Source organism: Pseudomonas sp. P9_2, assembly GCF_034008255.1.
Taxonomy (GTDB): domain Bacteria; phylum Pseudomonadota; class Gammaproteobacteria; order Pseudomonadales; family Pseudomonadaceae; genus Aquipseudomonas; species Aquipseudomonas synxantha_A.
Genome location: NZ_CP125376.1, coordinates 4,068,388 through 4,085,289, shown reverse-complemented (window position 1 = coordinate 4,085,289; position 16,902 = coordinate 4,068,388). Strand labels below are relative to the sequence as shown.

Sequence of the window (16,902 nt, the reverse complement as noted above, 5' to 3'; positions counted from 1 at the left end):
GTCTTAAAAGTGCTTTTTTTCAATAGGTTACACATGAATCCTGATATCCCTCTTCAACTTCTGGGCGGCATCACGGCACGGGAATTCCTGCGCGACTACTGGCAGAAGAAACCCCTGCTGATCCGTCAGGCCATCCCTGACTTCGAAAGCCCGATCGACGCCGACGAACTGGCAGGCCTGGCCCTGGAAGAAGAAGTCGAATCGCGCCTGGTGATCGAACACGGCGAGCGCCCGTGGGAACTGCGTCGCGGCCCATTCGCCGAAGATGCCTTCAGCGCCCTGCCAGAGCGTGAGTGGACCCTGCTGGTGCAAGCGGTCGACCAGTTCGTGCCGGAAGTCGCCGAACTGCTGGAGCACTTCCGTTTCCTGCCAAGCTGGCGTATCGACGATGTGATGATCAGCTTCGCCGCGCCCGGCGGCAGCGTCGGTCCGCACTTCGATAACTACGATGTGTTCCTGCTGCAAGCCCAGGGCAAGCGCAACTGGAAGATCGGCCAGATGTGCAGCTCCGAAAGCCCGCTGCTGCAACACGCTGACCTGCGCATCCTCGCCGAATTCGAAGAAAGCGCCGAATGGGTGCTGGAGCCAGGCGACATGCTCTACCTGCCACCGCGCCTGGCGCACTTCGGCATTGCCGAAGACGATTGCATGACCTACTCGGTGGGTTTCCGCGCCCCGAGCGCCGCCGAAGTGCTGACCCACTTCACCGACTTCCTCAGCCAGTACCTGACTGACGAAGAGCGCTACACCGACGCCGACGCCCAGCCGGTCAGCGACCCACACCAGATTCAGGTCGACGCTCTGGACCGCCTCAAGGGTCTGCTGGCTGAGCACATGAGCGACGAGCGCATGTTGCTGACCTGGTTCGGCCAGTTCATGACCGAGCCGCGCTACCCGGAACTGGTCGCTGGTGAAGAACTGGGCGAAGAAGACTTCATCAACAGCCTGCAAGATGGCGCGATTCTGGTACGCAACCCAAGCGCGCGCCTGGCCTGGTCTGAAGTCGACGACGATGTATTGCTGTTTGCCAGTGGCCAGAGCCGTTACCTGCCCGGCAAGCTGCGTGAACTGCTGAAGCTGGTGTGCTCGGCCGACGCACTGCACAGCGAAAACCTCAGCGTATGGCTGGCCGACGAAGACGGCCGCGACCTGCTGTGCGAACTGGTCAAGCAAGGCAGCCTGGGGTTCGCGGATGAATAAGATTCACGTAAGTGTCGCGGACTGGCGAAAGGATATCGACGAGATTCGGCGCATTCGTGAAGCGGTATTTATCGCCGAGCAATCGGTTCCAGCCGAGCTCGAGTGGGATGCGGACGACGCTGGCGCCATGCATTTCCTCGCATTCGAAGGCGACTTTCCGATTGGTACCGCACGCCTGCTGCCCAGCGGCGAGATTGGTCGCGTGTCGGTGCTCAAGGACTGGCGCGGGCTGAAGGTGGGCGACAAGCTGATGGAAGCGGTGATTGGGGTGGCTGAAAAGCGCGGCCAGACCCGGCAGTTTCTCAGTGCGCAGGTGTATGCGGCGGCGTTTTATGAGCGGTTGGGTTTCAAGATTATCAGTGATGAGTTTCTTGAAGTCGGGATTCCGCATGTGGACATGGAGCGCGAGGGCTGACCCGAGTCCGCGTCGCCTGCGATAGCGATTTCAGCAACACCGCAAATGCCCTGCCATGCCAGGGCATTTTGCCGTCTACGATTCAACTTGCGACCCTTCAGGCCGACAAACTGGCACTATCAAGCCAAATGACTCGCAGAGATAACGGACATGTCCCTACGCACCTTGCTCACCGCCCTGCTCCTGACCGCCAGTGTTTCGGCCATGGCTGCCACCGAGGTCGTCAACCTGAGCAACCGCACCAGCGCCGACCTGCTGCCCGTGGCGCAGAACTTCATCGGCAAGGACGGCACCGTCAGCGCCTACGGCAACCAGCTTATCGTTAACGCCGACCCTGCGAAGATCGAGGGCTTGCGTACCCTGCTCTCCCAACTGGACACGCCGGCCAAGCGCCTGCTGATCACCGTCGACACCAACGAAACCAACCAGCAGAACAGCGGCGACAGCCAGACCCGCATCATCAGCTATGGCACCGTCAGCCGCGATGGCGGCATCCAGCAGATCCAGGCCAGCGAAGGCGTGCCGGCGCTTATTCAGATCGGCCAGAGCGTTCCGCTGACCACCACGCACCAGGATGGTTATGGCCGCCTGCAGAACCAGACCCAGTATCGCAACGTCACCCAGGGCTTTTACGTCACCGCCAGCGTCACCGGCGAGACCGTACACCTGGCTATCAGTACCAACCGTGACCGTATGAGCCAGGAACGTCCTGATGTAGTGAACGTGCAAAGCACCGACACAACCGTCAGCGGGCGCTTGGGCGAATGGATTACCCTGGCTGGCATCAATGGCGAAACCCAGGCCGACAAATCTTCTACAACCCGCAACTACTCTACTCAGGACCGCGATGACCTGACGGTGCGGGTCAAGGTCGACACCCTGAACTGAAGCACCAAAAACTGACTGGCGAGTCGTATTAGACCAAAGATGTAGTGCCTTGAAAAAAGCACTACAAAACATTTGACGATCCAAAAAAGCATGGGCATGATGGCCTCGCTCCCGCTAATCAGGGGCCCTGGCAAGGGCCTTCGGATCGCCGCTCCAAGTTACCCACCTGAGCCGATTCGTGTCTGTACCGCCCACAAGGCACGTTGGACGAGGTTGCGACTGGAACGAAGTTGTCCCGAGGGACGGAAGCTAACCAGGTAACCCGGCTACGCACTGATGAATCGTACAAAGGCCCACGACGCCCGAAGACCGTTTGCAGTTTGCCCTTACCTGCTCAACTCCGCCTTGAGGCAATCGTTCATCCCGTCGCCTACCCCGCCGAACTTGACTTGAACACCCAAGCTTCTGGTCAGCGAGCAGCCATCACCACGCACTTTCTACGTGGCTGGCAAATGGAATTTTCCACCTAGACCTATGCGACGAGGTTTTTCCCCATGGCACTGACACGCGAACAGCAAATTGCAGCCCTTGAAAAAGATTGGGCTGAAAACCCACGCTGGAAAGGCGTGACCCGCGCTTATTCCGCTGCTGACGTCGTCCGCCTGCGTGGCTCGGTCCAACCTGAGCACACCTTTGCAAAACTCGGCGCCGAGAAGCTGTGGAAGCTGGTCACCCAAGGTGCCAAGCCGTCCTTCCGTCCCGACAAAGATTTCGTCAACTGCATGGGTGCCCTCACTGGCGGCCAGGCAGTCCAACAGGTAAAAGCCGGCATCCAGGCGATCTACCTGTCCGGCTGGCAAGTGGCAGCGGACAACAACTCCGCTGAATCCATGTACCCCGACCAGTCGCTGTACCCGGTGGACTCGGTTCCAACCGTGGTCAAGCGCATCAACAACTCGTTCCGTCGTGCCGACCAGATCCAGTGGAAAGCCGGCAAGAACCCGGGTGACGAAGGCTACATCGACTACTTCGCGCCAATCGTGGCTGACGCCGAAGCCGGTTTCGGTGGCGTACTCAACGCCTACGAGTTGATGAAGAGCATGATCGAGGCAGGCGCTGCCGGCGTGCACTTCGAAGACCAGCTGGCTTCGGTGAAGAAATGCGGCCACATGGGTGGCAAGGTATTGGTGCCGACCCAGGAAGCTGTGCAGAAGCTGACCGCCGCCCGCCTGGCCGCTGACGTTGCCGGTACTCCGACCATCATCCTGGCCCGTACCGACGCCAACGCGGCAGACTTGCTGACCTCGGACTGCGACCCGTACGACCAGCCGTTCGTCACCGGCGAACGTACTCAGGAAGGCTTCTATAAAGTACGCGCCGGTCTCGACCAGGCGATTGCCCGCGGCCTGGCCTATGCCCCCTACGCCGACCTGATCTGGTGCGAAACCGCCAAGCCGGACCTGGACGAAGCCCGTCGTTTCGCCGAAGCGATCAAGAAGGAATACCCAGACCAACTGCTGTCCTACAACTGCTCGCCTTCCTTCAACTGGAAGAAGAACCTGGACGACGCGACTATCGCCAAGTTCCAGCGCGAGCTGTCGGCCATGGGCTACAAGCACCAGTTCATCACCCTGGCCGGCATTCACAACATGTGGCACAGCATGTTCAACCTGGCGCATGACTACGCCCGCAACGACATGACTGCCTACGTGAAGCTGCAGGAGCAGGAATTCGCTGACGCCGCCAAAGGCTACACCTTCGTGGCGCACCAGCAGGAAGTGGGTACCGGCTACTTCGACGACATGACCACCGTGATCCAGGGCGGCACCTCGTCCGTGACCGCGCTGACCGGTTCGACCGAAGAAGAGCAGTTCCACTAAGTAACGCGTACACGGCCACTGCGGCCCCAGGGAAGACCTAACCGCAGTGCCGCACAACAATCACGCCCGGACTGGTTCGGGGTGTTTTTTTGCCTGAAAAAATCTGACTGACATAATGCAGAGCAGATGTGGGAGCTGGCTTGTCGGGTCGCCGCATCGCTGCGATGGCGGCGTGCCAGTCACCACATTCTTTTGCTGACACACCGCCATCGCGGGCAAGCCCGGCTCCCACAGAGACCGAGTCGGGTGCTTTTTACGCAAAACATTGATCCAGAGCGGTATTCGCACACATCCAATCGGTTAAAAGAACCGTTGCGATAACTAAGCGACACTCAAGCAAGTAACGGCAACTTCCCCCGCCACATGAGAAACAATCGCTTAAACCCCACGCAAACAATATTCATTATCATTTGGCGCCTGAAAACTTCGTTACAGCTTAAACAAAACATAATTGATGAAAAGCCCGCTAATGCCCACGGCATAAGGGCTACAGCCTCAAGAAGGTGCACTATGTGCTTATTCCACCGAATAATTTCGCCCTGGGAATTTTACTTGCCCGGTGTTTAGCCATAAAATCACCGCGATTGATTGCAGTGCGACATATCGTCACTGCATCGTTACTTTTTCGAGCTCAGAGACCTTTGCTCTCTGTTAAGGATTTCCAGCATGACCGACGCGACAGGACTCATGGCCCACAACTGGGGCTTTGCCATTTTCCTCCTCGGTGTAGTGGGCCTTTGCGCCTTCATGCTTGGCGTCTCCAGCCTACTCGGGTCAAAAGCCTGGGGCCGCAGCAAAAACGAACCGTTCGAGTCCGGCATGCTACCTACAGGTGGTGCCCGCTTGCGGCTCTCAGCCAAATTCTATCTGGTCGCGATGCTCTTCGTGATCTTCGATATCGAAGCCCTCTTTCTCTTTGCATGGTCTGTGTCCGTCCGCGAAAGCGGCTGGACCGGATTCGTCGAAGCTCTCGTTTTCATAGCAATTCTGTTGGCAGGTCTTGTCTACCTGTTCCGAGTGGGCGCCCTTGACTGGGCTCCGGAAGCTCGTCGCAAGCGGCAGGCGAAGCTGAAACAATGAGGCTTTGGCAATGCAATACAATCTCACCAGGATCGACCCGGATGCTCCTAACGAGCAGTACCCCATCGGCGAACGGGAAACCGTTTCCGACCCGTTAGAAGACCAAGTCCACAAAAACATCTACATGGGCAAGCTGGAAGACGTGCTGAGTGGCGCGGTCAACTGGGGGCGTAAAAACTCCCTGTGGCCGTACAACTTCGGCCTTTCGTGCTGCTACGTGGAAATGACCACCGCCTTCACGGCGCCCCATGACATCGCCCGCTTTGGCGCCGAAGTTATCCGGGCATCACCGCGCCAGGCGGATTTCATGGTTATCGCCGGTACCTGCTTCATCAAGATGGCGCCGATCATCCAGCGTCTCTATGAGCAAATGCTCGAACCGAAGTGGGTCATCTCCATGGGTTCGTGCGCCAACTCCGGTGGCATGTACGACATCTACTCGGTCGTTCAAGGGGTGGACAAGTTCCTGCCCGTGGACGTCTACGTGCCTGGCTGCCCGCCCCGCCCCGAAGCATTCCTGCAAGGCTTGATGCTGTTGCAGGAATCGATTGGCAAGGAGCGTCGCCCACTGTCCTGGGTCGTCGGTGATCAAGGCGTGTACCGCGCCGAGATGCCGTCCCAAAAGGAACAGCGCCGCGAACAGCGAATCGCAGTCACCAACCTGCGCAGCCCCGACGAAGTCTGATCCAGCACCGCTTCTTTTTATAGAACGAAAACCTGGCTTCATTCTTTACGTTGACCGAAAGCGATAAAAAACCATGACTACAGGCAGTGCTCTGTACATCCCGCCTTATAAGGCAGACGACCAGGATGTGGTTGTCGAACTCAATAACCGTTTTGGCCCTGACGCCTTCACCGCCCAGGCCACACGCACCGGTATGCCGGTGCTGTGGGTGGCGCGTGCCAGGCTCGTCGAAGTCCTGACCTTCCTGCGCAACCTGCCCAAGCCGTACGTCATGCTCTATGACCTGCATGGCGTGGACGAGCGTCTGCGCACCAAGCGCCAGGGGCTGCCGAGCGGCGCCGATTTCACCGTGTTCTACCACCTGATGTCGCTGGAACGTAACAGCGACGTGATGATCAAGGTTGCCCTGAGCGAGAGTGACCTGAGCATCCCGACCGTCACCGGTATCTGGCCGAATGCCAGCTGGTACGAGCGTGAAGTCTGGGACATGTTCGGCATCGACTTCCCTGGCCACCCACACCTGACGCGCATCATGATGCCGCCGACCTGGGAAGGTCACCCGCTGCGCAAGGACTTCCCTGCCCGCGCCACCGAATTCGACCCGTACAGCCTCAACCTCGCCAAGCAGCAGCTTGAAGAAGAAGCAGCGCGCTTCCGTCCGGAAGACTGGGGCATGAAACGCTCCGGCACCAACGAGGACTACATGTTCCTCAACCTGGGCCCGAACCACCCTTCGGCTCACGGTGCCTTCCGTATCATCCTGCAACTGGACGGCGAAGAAATCGTCGACTGCGTCCCGGACATCGGCTACCACCACCGTGGCGCCGAGAAGATGGCCGAGCGTCAGTCCTGGCACAGCTTCATCCCGTACACCGACCGTATCGACTACCTCGGCGGCGTGATGAACAACCTGCCGTACGTGCTCTCGGTCGAGAAGCTGGCCGGCATTAAAGTGCCGGACCGCGTCGACACCATCCGCATCATGATGGCCGAGTTCTTCCGCATCACCAGCCACCTGCTGTTCCTGGGTACCTATATCCAGGACGTCGGCGCCATGACTCCGGTGTTCTTCACTTTCACCGACCGCCAGCGCGCCTACAAGGTCATCGAAGCCATCACCGGTTTCCGCCTGCACCCGGCCTGGTACCGCATCGGCGGCGTGGCCCACGACCTGCCGAACGGCTGGGAGCGCCTGGTCAAGGAGTTCATCGACTGGATGCCCAAGCGTCTGGACGAGTACCAGAAAGCCGCGCTGGACAACAGCATCCTCAAGGGTCGTACCATCGGCGTCGCCCAGTACAACACCAAAGAGGCCCTGGAATGGGGCGTCACCGGTGCCGGCCTGCGTTCCACCGGTTGCGACTTCGACCTGCGCAAGGCGCGCCCGTACTCCGGCTACGAGAACTTCGAGTTCGAAGTACCGCTGGCGGCCAATGGCGATGCCTACGACCGTTGCATCGTGCGCGTCGAAGAAATGCGCCAGAGCCTGAAGATCATCGAGCAGTGCATGCGCAACATGCCGGCAGGCCCGTACAAGGCGGATCACCCGCTGACCACGCCGCCGCCCAAAGAGCGCACGCTGCAACACATCGAAACCCTGATCACGCACTTCCTGCAGGTTTCGTGGGGCCCGGTCATGCCGGCCAACGAATCCTTCCAGATGATCGAAGCGACCAAGGGTATCAACAGTTATTACCTGACGAGCGATGGCGGCACCATGAGCTACCGCACCCGGATTCGTACCCCAAGCTTCGCCCACTTGCAGCAGATCCCTTCGGTGATCAAAGGCGAGATGGTCGCGGACTTGATTGCGTACCTGGGTAGTATCGATTTCGTTATGGCCGACGTGGACCGCTAAGCATGAACAGCACGCTTATCCAGACAGACCGTTTCACCTTGAGTGAAACCGAGCGCTCGGCCATCGAGCACGAGCTGCATCACTACGAAGACCCGCGCGCGGCGTCGATCGAAGCCTTGAAGATCGTCCAGAAGGAACGTGGCTGGGTGCCCGACGGCGCCCTTTACGCCATCGGCGAGATCCTCGGCATCCCCGCCAGCGACGTTGAAGGCGTGGCGACGTTCTACAGCCAGATCTTCCGTCAGCCAGTCGGCCGTCACATCATTCGCGTGTGCGACAGCATGGTCTGCTACATCGGCGGCCATGAGTCCGTGGTCAGCGAAATCCAGGCCAAGCTCGGCATCGGCCTCGGCCAGACCACCGCCGACGGCCGCTTCACGCTGCTGCCGGTGTGCTGCCTGGGCAACTGCGACAAGGCGCCGGCGTTGATGATCGACGACGACACATTCGGTGACGTACAGCCTGCTGGCGTGACCCAATTGCTCGAGGGCTACCCATGACCCTGACCTCTTTCGGCCCGGCCAACCTGATCAAGCGTTCGGCCGAGACCCACCCGCTGACCTGGCGCCTGCGAGACGACGGCGAGCCGGTATGGCTCGACGAATACCAGGCCAAGAACGGTTACGCCGCTGCGCGCAAAGCCTTCGCCGACATGGCCCAGGACGATATCGTCCAGACCGTCAAAGACGCCGGCCTCAAGGGCCGCGGCGGCGCAGGCTTCCCCACGGGTGTGAAGTGGGGCCTGATGCCCAAGGACGAATCCATCAACATCCGCTACCTGCTGTGCAACGCGGATGAGATGGAGCCCAACACCTGGAAAGACCGCATGTTGATGGAGCAACTGCCCCATCTGCTGATCGAAGGCATGTTGATCAGCGCCCGTGCGCTCAAGACCTACCGTGGCTACATCTTCCTGCGTGGCGAGTACACCACCGCCGCCAAGCACCTCAACCGTGCAGTGGCAGAAGCCAAGGCTGCGGGCCTGCTGGGCAAGAACATCCTCGGGTCCGGCTTCGACTTCGAACTGTTCGTGCACACCGGCGCCGGGCGTTATATCTGTGGTGAAGAAACCGCACTGATCAACTCCCTCGAAGGTCGCCGCGCCAACCCGCGCTCCAAGCCGCCCTTCCCCGCCGCCGTAGGCGTGTGGGGCAAGCCGACCTGCGTGAACAACGTCGAGACCCTGTGCAACGTGCCGGCGATCATCGCCGACGGCGTGGACTGGTACAAATCGTTGGCTCGCGAGGGCAGCGAAGACATGGGCACCAAGCTCATGGGCTTCTCCGGCAAGGTCAAGAACCCTGGCCTGTGGGAGCTGCCGTTCGGCGTGACCGCACGCGAGCTGTTCGAGGACTACGCCGGCGGTATGCGCGACGGCTACACCTTGAAAGCCTGGCAGCCAGGCGGCGCCGGCACCGGCTTCCTGCTTCCTGAGCACCTGGACGCACAAATGTATGCCGGCGGCATCGGCAAGGTGGGCACCCGGATGGGTACCGGCCTGGCAATGGCGGTCGACAACACCGTGAACATGGTCTCGCTGCTGCGCAACATGGAGCAGTTTTTTGCCCGTGAGTCCTGCGGTTTCTGCACCCCATGCCGCGACGGTTTGCCGTGGAGCGTCAAGCTGCTGATGGCCCTGGAAAATGGCGAAGGCCGCGAGGGTGACATCGAAACCCTGCTGGGCCTGGTCGGCTTCCTCGGCCCAGGCAAGACCTTCTGTGCTCACGCACCGGGCGCCGTAGAGCCATTGGGCAGCGCAATCAAATACTTCCGCTCGGAGTTCGAAGCCGGCATCGCGCCCACCAGCGCCGCCGTCCCGCCTCTGGCGAAGCCGATCGTAGTCGGCGCGTAACGCTTAAACAGGCGAAGGGTCCGTGCCCTTCGCCTGCTCATGTGCTGACGCCGTCAAGGCTGTGTAGATGCACATGAATAACAAGATTCCATTAGCCACGCCCGCTGACAACGGGCCAACGAAGAACTTTGAACCATGGCCACTATCCACGTAGACGGCAAAGCGCTCGAAGTCGATGGGGCGGACAACCTGTTACAGGCGTGTCTGTCACTCGGCCTCGATATCCCGTATTTCTGCTGGCACCCCGCGCTCGGTAGCGTCGGTGCCTGTCGCCAGTGTGCGGTCAAGCAATACACCGACGAGAACGACACCCGTGGTCGTATCGTCATGTCCTGCATGACCCCAGCCACCGACAACACCTGGATCTCCATCGACGATGAAGAATCCAAGGCGTTCCGCGCCAGCGTTGTCGAATGGCTGATGACCAACCACCCCCACGACTGCCCGGTCTGTGAGGAAGGCGGTCACTGCCACCTGCAAGACATGACGGTGATGACCGGCCACAACGAGCGCCGTTATCGCTTCACCAAGCGTACCCACCAGAACCAGGACCTCGGCCCGTTCATTTCCCACGAAATGAACCGCTGCATCGCCTGCTACCGCTGCGTGCGCTTCTATAAAGACTACGCCGGCGGCACCGACCTGGGCGTCTTCGGCGCCCACGACAACGTGTACTTCGGTCGCGTTGAAGACGGCGTGCTTGAGAGCGAGTTTTCCGGCAACCTCACCGAGGTCTGCCCGACCGGTGTGTTTACCGACAAGACTCACTCCGAGCGCTACAACCGTAAGTGGGACATGCAATTTGCGCCGAGCATCTGCCATGGCTGCTCCAGCGGTTGCAACATCTCCCCGGGCGAGCGCTACGGCGAACTGCGTCGTATCGAAAACCGCTTCAACGGTTCGGTCAACCAGTACTTCCTGTGCGACCGTGGCCGTTTCGGCTATGGCTACGTCAACCGCGAAGACCGCCCACGCCAGCCGCTGCTGGCCGATGGCGCCAAGCTGAGCCTGGACGCCGCGCTGGATAAAGCCGCCGACCTGCTGCGCGGGCGCAATATCGTCGGTATCGGTTCGCCGCGTGCCAGCCTCGAAAGCAACTTCGCGTTGCGCGAGCTGGTCGGTGCCGAGCACTTCTACTGCGGTATCGAAGCCGGCGAGCTGGAGCGCATCCGCCTGGTCCTGCAAGTGCTGAACGACAGCCCGCTGCCGGTTCCGAACATGCGCGACATCGAAGACCACGATGCCATCTTCGTGCTCGGTGAAGACCTGACCCAGACCGCTGCGCGCATTGCCCTGTCGCTGCGCCAGTCGGTCAAAGGCAAGGCCGAAGAAATGGCCGACGCCATGCGCGTACAGCCGTGGCTTGACGCGGCGGTGAAAAACATCGGTCAGCACGCGCTGAACCCGCTGTTTATCGCCTCGCTGGCTGAAACCAAGCTCGACGACATCGCCGAAGAATGCGTGCACGCCGCACCGGACGACCTGGCACGCCTCGGTTTCGCAGTGGCCCACGCCCTCGACGCCAGCGCGCCTGCCGTCGACGGCCTGGACACCGAAGCCGTCGAACTGGCCCAGCGCATCGCCGACGCCCTGCTGGCCGCCAAGCGCCCGTTGATCATTGCCGGTACCTCGCTGGGTTCCAAGGCGCTGATCGAAGCCGCCGCCAACATCGCCAAGGCCCTGAAGCTGCGCGACAAGAACGGCTCCATCAGCCTGGTGGTGCCGGAAGCCAACAGCCTGGGCCTGGCCATGCTCGGTGGCGAGTCCCTGGACGCCGCCCTGCAAGCAGTGACCGACGGAAACGCCGACGCCATTGTGGTATTGGAAAACGACCTGTACACCCGCACCGCTGCCGCCAAGGTTGACGCTGCACTGGACGCTGCCAAAGTCCTGATCGTGGCCGACCACCAGAAGACCGCCACCAGCGAGCGCGCCGACCTGGTGCTGCCAGCCGCCACCTTCGCCGAAGGCGACGGTACCCTGGTCAGCCAGGAAGGCCGCGCCCAGCGCTTCTTCCAGGTGTTCGATCCGAAGTACATGGATGCCAGCATCCTGGTGCACGAAGGCTGGCGCTGGCTGCATGCCCTGCGTGCGACCCTGCTGAACCAGCCGATTGACTGGACCCAGCTCGACCACGTCACCGCAGCCACCGCTGCGAGCGCGCCGCAGTTGGCCCGCATCGTCGACGCTGCACCGTCCGCCGCGTTCCGTATCAAGGGCCTGAAACTGGCCCGTGAACCGCTGCGCTACTCCGGTCGTACCGCCATGCGCGCCGACATCAGCGTGCACGAACCGCGTACCCCGCAAGACATCGACACTGCGTTCGCCTTCTCCATGGAAGGTTACTCGGGCTCGGCCGAGCCGCGTCAGCAGGTGCCGTTTGCCTGGTCGCCGGGCTGGAACTCGCCGCAGGCCTGGAACAAGTTCCAGGACGAAGTCGGTGGTCACATCCGTGCTGGCGACCCGGGCACCCGCCTGATCGAAAGCACCGGTGACTCGCTGAACTGGTTCACTGCGGTACCGCGTCCGTTCAACCCGGCGCCGGGCACCTGGCAGGTCGTGCCGTTCTTCCACCTGTTCGGCAGCGAAGAGACCTCTTCCAAGGCCGCGCCGGTGCAGGAACGCATCCCTGCGGCCTACGTGTCGCTGGCCAAGTCCGAAGCCGACCGCCTGGGCGTCAACGACGGTGCGCTGCTCAGCGTCAACGTGGCCGGCCAGACCCTGCGTCTGCCGCTGCGTATCAACGAGGAGTTGGGCGCTGGCCTGGTTGCACTGCCTAAAGGCCTTGCCGGCATTCCGCCCGCTATCTTTGGCCAAACCGTTGACGGTCTGCAGGAGGCAGCGCAATGACCTGGTTCACGCCGGAAGTAATTGACGTGATCATCTCGGTGGTCAAGGCCATCGTGATCCTGTTGGCCGTGGTCGTCGCGGGCGCGCTGCTCAGCTTCGTCGAACGTCGCCTGCTGGGCTGGTGGCAGGACCGTTACGGTCCGAACCGCGTTGGCCCATTCGGCATGTTCCAGATCGCGGCCGACATGCTGAAAATGTTCTTCAAGGAAGATTGGACCCCGCCGTTCGCCGACAAGGTGATCTTCACCCTGGCACCGGTGGTGGCCATGAGCGCCTTGCTGATCGCCTTCGCGATCATCCCGATCACCCCGACCTGGGGCGTGGCGGATCTGAACATCGGCTTGCTGTTCTTCTTCGCCATGGCCGGTCTGTCGGTGTATGCGGTGCTGTTCGCCGGTTGGGCCAGTAACAACAAGTTCGCCCTGCTGGGCAGCTTGCGGGCCTCGGCCCAGACCGTGTCCTACGAAGTGTTCATGGGCCTGGCGCTGATGGGCATCGTGGTGCAGGTCGGCTCGTTCAACATGCGCGATATCGTCGAGTACCAAGCACAGAACCTGTGGTTCATCATTCCGCAGTTCTTTGGCTTCTGTACCTTCTTCATCGCTGGCGTGGCCGTGACTCACCGTCACCCGTTCGACCAGCCGGAAGCGGAGCAGGAACTGGCCGACGGTTACCACATTGAATATGCCGGCATGAAGTGGGGCATGTTCTTCGTCGGTGAGTACATCGGCATCATCTTGATCTCGGCCCTGCTGGTCACGCTGTTCTTCGGCGGCTGGCACGGTCCGTTCGGCATCCTGCCGCAGTTGGCCTTCTTCTGGTTCTTCTTGAAGACCGCGTTCTTCATCATGCTGTTCATCCTGCTGCGCGCCTCGATTCCGCGCCCGCGCTATGACCAGGTGATGGATTTCAGCTGGAGATTCTGCCTGCCGCTGACCCTGATCAATTTGCTGGTGACGGCTGCCGTCGTGTTGTTGAACACGCCAGCTGCCGCGGTTCAGTGAGGATTTGACCCATGTTCAAATATATTGGCGACATCGTTAAGGGTACCGGTACCCAGTTGCGAAGCCTGGTGATGGTGTTCGGTCACGGCTTTCGCAAACGCGACACCCTGCAATACCCCGAAGAAGCGGTGTACCTGCCGCCGCGCTATCGCGGCCGCATCGTACTGACCCGCGACCCCGATGGCGAAGAGCGTTGCGTAGCCTGCAACCTGTGCGCCGTGGCGTGCCCGGTGGGTTGCATCTCCCTGCAGAAAGCTGAAACCGAAGACGGTCGCTGGTACCCGGACTTCTTCCGTATCAACTTCTCGCGCTGCATTTTCTGCGGCCTCTGCGAGGAAGCTTGCCCGACCACCGCGATCCAGCTCACACCGGATTTCGAGATGGCCGAGTTCAAACGTCAGGACCTGGTGTACGAGAAAGAAGATCTGCTGATCTCTGGTCCCGGTAAAAACCCTGATTACAACTTCTATCGTGTTGCAGGTATGGCCGTTGCCGGTAAGCCGAAGGGCGCCGCACAAAACGAAGCCGAGCCGATCAACGTGAAGAGCTTGCTGCCTTAAGGAAGAAAGATGGAATTCGCTTTCTATTTCGCATCGGGTATTGCAGTGGTGTCCACGCTTCGCGTGATCACCAACACCAACCCCGTGCACGCCCTGCTCTACCTGATCATTTCGCTGATCGCCGTGGCCATGACCTTCTTCAGTCTCGGCGCACCGTTCGCCGGTGTACTGGAAGTGATCGCCTACGCCGGCGCCATCATGGTGCTGTTCGTGTTTGTGGTGATGATGCTCAACCTGGGTCCGGCTTCGGTCGCCCAGGAGCGCGTCTGGCTCAAGCCCGGCATCTGGCTCGGCCCGGTCGTCCTCGCAGCGTTGCTGCTGGGTGAACTGCTGTATGTACTGTTCGCTCACCAGAGCGGCCAGGCCATCGGCCACACCACCGTAGACGCCAAAGCCGTGGGCATCAGCCTGTTCGGCCCGTACCTGCTGGTGGTCGAGCTGGCTTCGATGCTGCTGCTCGCCGCAGCCATCACCGCCTTCCACTTGGGCCGCAACGAAGCCAAGGAGCAATGACGATGCCTGCTATCCCTTTGGAGCATGGTCTGGCGGTCGCCGGCATCCTGTTCTGCCTTGGCCTGGTTGGCCTGATGGTGCGCCGTAACATTCTGTTCGTGTTGATGAGCCTGGAAATCATGATGAACGCCGCGGCACTGGCGTTCATCGTGGCGGGCGCACGTTGGGGCCAGCCGGATGGACAAGTCATGTTCATCCTGGTGATCAGCCTGGCAGCCGCCGAAGCCAGTATTGGCCTGGCGATCCTGCTGCAGCTGTATCGTCGCTTCCACACGCTTGATATCGACGCTGCCAGTGAGATGCGCGGATGAACATGATCTTTCTGACTTTCGTATTCCCCCTGATCGGTTTCCTGCTGCTGTCGTTCTCTCGCGGGCGCTGGTCGGAAAACCTCTCGGCCTTGATCGGCGTGGGCTCCATCGGCCTGTCGGCCATCGTGGCCGCCTACGTCATCTGGCAATTCAACGTGGCGCCGCCAGAAGGCGGTCACTACACCCTGGTGCTGTGGCAGTGGATGTCGGTGGAGGGTTTCAAGCCCAACTTCGCCCTCTACGTCGACGGCCTGTCGATCACCATGCTCGGCGTGGTGGTGGGTGTGGGCTTCCTGATCCACCTGTTCGCGTCCTGGTACATGCGCGGCGAAGCGGGCTACTCGCGTTTCTTCTCGTACACCAACCTGTTTATCGCCAGCATGCTGTTCCTGGTACTCGGCGATAACCTGTTGTTCCTGTACTTCGGCTGGGAAGGCGTGGGCCTGTGCTCGTACCTGTTGATCGGTTTCTACTACAGCAACCGCAACAACGGTAACGCAGCACTCAAGGCGTTTATCGTCACCCGTATCGGCGACGTGTTCATGGCCATTGGCTTGTTCATCCTGTTCCAACAGGTGGGCACGCTGAACATTCAGGAACTGCTGGTGCTGGCACCGCAGAAATTCCAGGTCGGCGACTTCTGGATCACCTTGGCGACCCTGATGCTGCTGGGCGGCGCCGTGGGTAAATCCGCGCAACTGCCGCTGCAAACCTGGCTGGCGGATGCGATGGCCGGCCCTACACCGGTTTCGGCACTGATCCACGCCGCGACCATGGTGACCGCCGGTGTCTACCTGATCGCCCGTACCCACGGCCTGTTCACCCTGGCACCGGACATCCTGCACCTGGTAGGCATCGTCGGTGGCGTGACCCTGGTACTGGCCGGCTTCGCCGCGCTGGTGCAGACCGACATCAAGCGTATCCTCGCCTACTCGACCATGAGCCAGATCGGCTACATGTTCCTGGCCCTGGGCGTTGGCGCCTGGGACGCGGCGATCTTCCACCTGATGACCCACGCGTTCTTCAAGGCCCTGCTGTTCCTCGCCTCCGGTGCGGTGATCGTCGCCTGCCACCACGAGCAGAACATCTTCAAGATGGGCGGCCTGTGGAAGAAACTGCCACTGGCCTACGCCAGCTTCATCGTCGGTGGTGCCGCCCTGGCCGCCCTGCCGCTGGTGACCGCCGGTTTCTACTCCAAGGACGAAATCCTCTGGGAAGCGTTTGCCAGCGGTAACCAGAACCTGCTCTACGCAGGCCTGGTGGGTGCGTTCATGACCTCGCTGTACACCTTCCGCCTGATCTTCATCACCTTCCACGGTGAAGCCAAGACCGAAGCGCACGCAGGCCACGGCATCTCCCACTGGCTGCCACTGTCGGTGCTGATCATCCTGTCGACCTTCGTCGGCGCCATGATCACTCCACCACTGGCCGGCGTATTGCCAGAAAGCGTCGGCCATGCCGGCGGCGCAGACAAGCACAGCCTGGAAATCGCCTCGGGCGCCATTGCCATCGCCGGTATCCTGCTGGCCGCCCTGCTGTTCCTCGGCAAGCGTCGCTTCGTGACCGCCGTGGCCAACAGTGGCATCGGGCGCTTCCTGTCGGCCTGGTGGTTCGCTGCCTGGGGCTTCGATTGGCTCTACGACAAACTGTTCGTCAAGCCATACCTCGCCATCAGCCATGTACTGCGCAAAGACCCGCTCGACCAGACCATCGGTTTGATCCCGCGCGCCGCCAAGGCTGGTCACACAGCCCTGAGCCGCAGCGAGACCGGCCAATTGCGTTGGTATGCAGCGTCCATGGCGGCCGGTGCCGTGCTGGTGATCGGCGCCATCGTCGTGGTAGCGGTCTGACTATGTTTAAGTGCAC

15 protein-coding genes are annotated in these 16,902 nt (G+C 60.9%); all 15 read left to right on the top strand.

The window, feature by feature from the left end; genetic code table 11:
* Positions 1 to 33 precede the first annotated feature (33 nt).
* Positions 34 to 1,200, top strand: a complete 1,167-nt coding sequence (locus tag QMK52_RS18295; protein ID WP_005789108.1) for a cupin domain-containing protein — start codon at positions 34 to 36, stop codon at positions 1,198 to 1,200.
* Positions 1,193 to 1,615 carry a GNAT family N-acetyltransferase gene (locus QMK52_RS18290; protein ID WP_194438590.1) on the top strand — a complete coding sequence of 141 codons (423 nt, stop codon included), beginning with the start codon at positions 1,193 to 1,195 and terminating at the stop codon, positions 1,613 to 1,615. The genes QMK52_RS18295 and QMK52_RS18290 overlap by 8 nt, the downstream gene beginning before the upstream one ends.
* Before the next feature lie 150 nt (positions 1,616 to 1,765).
* Positions 1,766 to 2,503, top strand: a complete 738-nt coding sequence (locus tag QMK52_RS18285) for a secretin N-terminal domain-containing protein (protein ID WP_320403174.1) — start codon at positions 1,766 to 1,768, stop codon at positions 2,501 to 2,503.
* A 494-nt stretch (positions 2,504 to 2,997) separates the two neighbouring features.
* Complete coding sequence (aceA, locus tag QMK52_RS18280) at positions 2,998 to 4,323, top strand: isocitrate lyase (RefSeq protein WP_005789113.1); 1,326 nt, start codon at positions 2,998 to 3,000, stop codon at positions 4,321 to 4,323.
* Positions 4,324 to 4,989: 666 nt separating this feature from the next.
* On the top strand, positions 4,990 to 5,403 hold the full coding sequence (locus QMK52_RS18275) for an NADH-quinone oxidoreductase subunit A (RefSeq protein WP_003192109.1): 414 nt from the start codon (positions 4,990 to 4,992) through the stop codon (positions 5,401 to 5,403).
* Between the two features lie 10 nt (positions 5,404 to 5,413).
* Entirely contained in the window at positions 5,414 to 6,088 is a 675-nt protein-coding gene (locus QMK52_RS18270) for a NuoB/complex I 20 kDa subunit family protein (protein WP_003174719.1), read from the top strand.
* A 73-nt stretch (positions 6,089 to 6,161) separates the two neighbouring features.
* Positions 6,162 to 7,946, top strand: coding sequence for an NADH-quinone oxidoreductase subunit C/D (gene nuoC / locus QMK52_RS18265; RefSeq protein ID WP_005789116.1), 1,785 nt, complete (start codon positions 6,162 to 6,164; stop codon positions 7,944 to 7,946).
* Positions 7,947 to 7,948: 2 nt separating this feature from the next.
* On the top strand, positions 7,949 to 8,446 hold the full coding sequence (gene nuoE / locus QMK52_RS18260) for an NADH-quinone oxidoreductase subunit NuoE (RefSeq protein ID WP_003232080.1): 498 nt from the start codon (positions 7,949 to 7,951) through the stop codon (positions 8,444 to 8,446).
* Positions 8,443 to 9,798: an NADH-quinone oxidoreductase subunit NuoF gene (nuoF, locus tag QMK52_RS18255; protein ID WP_005789119.1), complete on the top strand. Its 1,356-nt coding sequence runs from the start codon at positions 8,443 to 8,445 to the stop codon at positions 9,796 to 9,798. Before nuoE ends, nuoF begins: the two co-directional genes overlap by 4 nt.
* A 135-nt stretch (positions 9,799 to 9,933) precedes the next feature.
* Positions 9,934 to 12,648, top strand: coding sequence for an NADH-quinone oxidoreductase subunit NuoG (gene nuoG / locus QMK52_RS18250; protein WP_320403173.1), 2,715 nt, complete (start codon positions 9,934 to 9,936; stop codon positions 12,646 to 12,648).
* Positions 12,645 to 13,652, top strand: coding sequence for an NADH-quinone oxidoreductase subunit NuoH (gene nuoH, locus QMK52_RS18245; RefSeq protein ID WP_003192116.1), 1,008 nt, complete (start codon positions 12,645 to 12,647; stop codon positions 13,650 to 13,652). The genes nuoG and nuoH overlap by 4 nt, the downstream gene beginning before the upstream one ends.
* Positions 13,653 to 13,663: 11 nt before the next feature.
* On the top strand, positions 13,664 to 14,212 hold the full coding sequence (nuoI, locus tag QMK52_RS18240; protein WP_003174725.1) for an NADH-quinone oxidoreductase subunit NuoI: 549 nt from the start codon (positions 13,664 to 13,666) through the stop codon (positions 14,210 to 14,212).
* A gap of 9 nt (positions 14,213 to 14,221) precedes the next feature.
* Positions 14,222 to 14,725 (top strand): NADH-quinone oxidoreductase subunit J, encoded by a 504-nt coding sequence (gene nuoJ, locus QMK52_RS18235; protein WP_003174726.1) that lies wholly within the window; start codon positions 14,222 to 14,224, stop codon positions 14,723 to 14,725.
* A gap of 2 nt (positions 14,726 to 14,727) precedes the next feature.
* Complete coding sequence (gene nuoK, locus QMK52_RS18230; RefSeq protein WP_003174727.1) at positions 14,728 to 15,036, top strand: NADH-quinone oxidoreductase subunit NuoK; 309 nt, start codon at positions 14,728 to 14,730, stop codon at positions 15,034 to 15,036.
* Positions 15,033 to 16,886: an NADH-quinone oxidoreductase subunit L gene (gene nuoL, locus QMK52_RS18225; protein ID WP_005789126.1), complete on the top strand. Its 1,854-nt coding sequence runs from the start codon at positions 15,033 to 15,035 to the stop codon at positions 16,884 to 16,886. Before nuoK ends, nuoL begins: the two co-directional genes overlap by 4 nt.
* Positions 16,887 to 16,902: the final 16 nt, after the last annotated feature.